We start from the raw sequence: 2,500 nt of genomic DNA, 5'->3' as shown, positions 1-2,500 counted from the left end.
TTGTGCCTAGGGGTGAAAGGCCAATCAAACTCGGAGATAGCTGGTTCTCCGCGAAATCTATTTAGGTAGAGCGTCATCCGAATACCCCGGGGGGTAGAGCACTGGATGGGTAATGGGGCCCCACAGGCTTACTGATCCTAACCAAACTCCGAATACCCGGGAGTACTAGATGGCAGACACACGGCGAGTGCTAACGCCCGTCGTGGAGAGGGAAACAACCCTGACCTCCAGCTAAGGCCCCTAATTCATGGCTAAGTGGGAAAGCAGGTGAGACGGCCAAAACAACCAGGAGGTTGGCTTAGAAGCAGCCATCCTTTAAAGATAGCGTAACAGCTCACTGGTCTAAATAAGCTGTCTTGCGGCGAAGATGTAACGGGGCTCAAGCCATGAGCCGAAGCTGAGGATGCACGTAGTGCATGGTAGCGGAGCGTAGTGTGACATAATCCTCTTCCTCTTTTGCGTCTTCGGGCGCTTTGGAGGATCGGGGATTTTCGATGAAGCCGGGGCGTGAGCCATCCGGTGGAGAGATCACTAGCGAGAATGATGACATGAGTAGCGACAAACAGGGTGAGAGACCCTGTCGCCGAAAGTCCAAGGGTTCCTGCTTAAAGCTAATCTGAGCAGGGTGAGCCGGCCCCTAAGGCGAGGCCGAAAGGCGTAGTCGATGGGAACCAGGTTAATATTCCTGGGCCAGAGAGAAGTGACGGATTGCGAGGGTTGTTCTTCCTTATCGGATTGGGAGGGCAGCTTAGCAGTTCCTGGAAATAGCCTCTCATTGGACCGTACCCGAAACCGACACAGGTGGACTGGTAGAGAATACCAAGGCGCTTGAGAGAACGATGTTGAAGGAACTCGGCAAAATACCTCCGTAAGTTCGCGAGAAGGAGGCCCGGGTTCAAGGCAACTTGGATCTGGGGGCACAAACCAGGGGGTGGCGACTGTTTACTAAAAACACAGGGCTCTGCGAAGTCGCAAGACGACGTATAGGGTCTGACGCCTGCCCGGTGCCTGAAGGTTAAAAGGAGGGGTGCAAGCTCCGAATTGAAGCCCAGGTAAACGGCGGCCGTAACTATAACGGTCCTAAGGTAGCGAAATTCCTTGTCGGGTAAGTTCCGACCTGCACGAATGGCGTAACGACTTCCCCGCTGTCTCCAACATCGACTCAGCGAAATTGAATTACCTGTCAAGATGCAGGTTACCCGCGGTTAGACGGAAAGACCCCGTGCACCTTTACTACAGCTTCAGACTGGTATCAGGCCAGGCATGTGCAGGATAGGTGGTAGGCTTCGAAGCGGTGACGCCAGTCGCCGTGGAGCCATCCTTGAGATACCACCCTTGCCTCGCTTGATATCTAACCGCGGTCCGTCATCCGGATCCGGGACCCTCTGTGGCGGGTAGTTTGACTGGGGCGGTCGCCTCCTAAAGAGTAACGGAGGCGCGCGAAGGTTGGCTCAGAGCGGTCGGACATCGCTCGTTGAGTGCAATGGCAGAAGCCAGCCTGACTGCAAGACTGACAAGTCGAGCAGAGTCGAAAGACGGCCATAGTGATCCGGTGGTCCCAAGTGGGAGGGCCATCGCTCAACGGATAAAAGGTACGCCGGGGATAACAGGCTGATACTGCCCAAGAGTCCATATCGACGGCAGTGTTTGGCACCTCGATGTCGGCTCATCTCATCCTGGGGCTGGAGCAGGTCCCAAGGGTACGGCTGTTCGCCGTTTAAAGAGGTACGTGAGCTGGGTTTAGAACGTCGTGAGACAGTTCGGTCCCTATCTTCCGTGGGTGTAGGATACTTGAGAGGAGTTGCCCCTAGTACGAGAGGACCGGGGTGAACGATCCACTGGTGGACCTGTTGTCGTGCCAACGGCAGTGCAGGGTAGCTATGATCGGACAGGATAACCGCTGAAGGCATCTAAGCGGGAAGCCCCCCTCAAAACAAGGTATCCCTGAGGACCGTGGCAGACCACCACGTCGATAGGCCGGAGATGTAAGCGCAGCAATGCGTTCAGTTGACCGGTACTAATTGTCCGATAGGCTTGATTCGATCCAGTGACAGGCAGAAAACCTCCCCGGATCCGAAAGCATACACCACAGTGAATGCACCTGACTTGGAAAACGATGTGAAACCCTGGATCCCAGACCAATAAAACAAAGGTCTGGACAAGCCAGTGGTGTGTTTCTTTGGTTTGGTGATCATAGCGCAAGCAAAACACCCGGTCCCATCCCGAACCCGGCCGTTAAGTGCTGTCGCGCCGATGGTACTGCGTCTCAAGACGTGGGAGAGTAGGTCATCGCCAAACCTAACAAACACACCAATCACTCTCTAAACAAACAATATCACCGCGGGGTGGAGCAGCCCGGTAGCTCGTCAGGCTCATAACCTGAAGGTCAGAGGTTCAAATCCTCTCCCCGCAACCAAAATCCTTCGCGTAATCAAACGCTTAAGCGCCGCCCTCCGGGGCGGCGTTTGCGTTTCCAACACCCGTGGAAGCACTGTGGAAG

At 55.0% G+C, this 2,500-nt stretch carries 1 tRNA gene and 2 rRNA genes (1 of these 3 cut by a window edge); all 3 read left to right on the top strand.

The window, feature by feature from the left end:
* Positions 1-2,042, top strand: a 23S ribosomal RNA gene (locus DTQ71_RS23010); it begins 787 nt to the left of the window's first position.
* Between the two features lie 141 nt (positions 2,043-2,183).
* Positions 2,184-2,298: ribosomal RNA gene (rrf, locus tag DTQ71_RS23005) — 5S ribosomal RNA — on the top strand.
* A 41-nt stretch (positions 2,299-2,339) separates the two neighbouring features.
* Positions 2,340-2,416 (top strand) — tRNA-Met (locus DTQ71_RS23000).
* Positions 2,417-2,500 lie beyond the last annotated feature (84 nt).

The organism is Jannaschia seohaensis, from assembly GCF_900116765.1.
Taxonomy (GTDB): Bacteria; Pseudomonadota; Alphaproteobacteria; order Rhodobacterales; family Rhodobacteraceae; genus Jannaschia; species Jannaschia seohaensis.
This window is presented reverse-complemented; position numbering and strand designations above follow the sequence as displayed.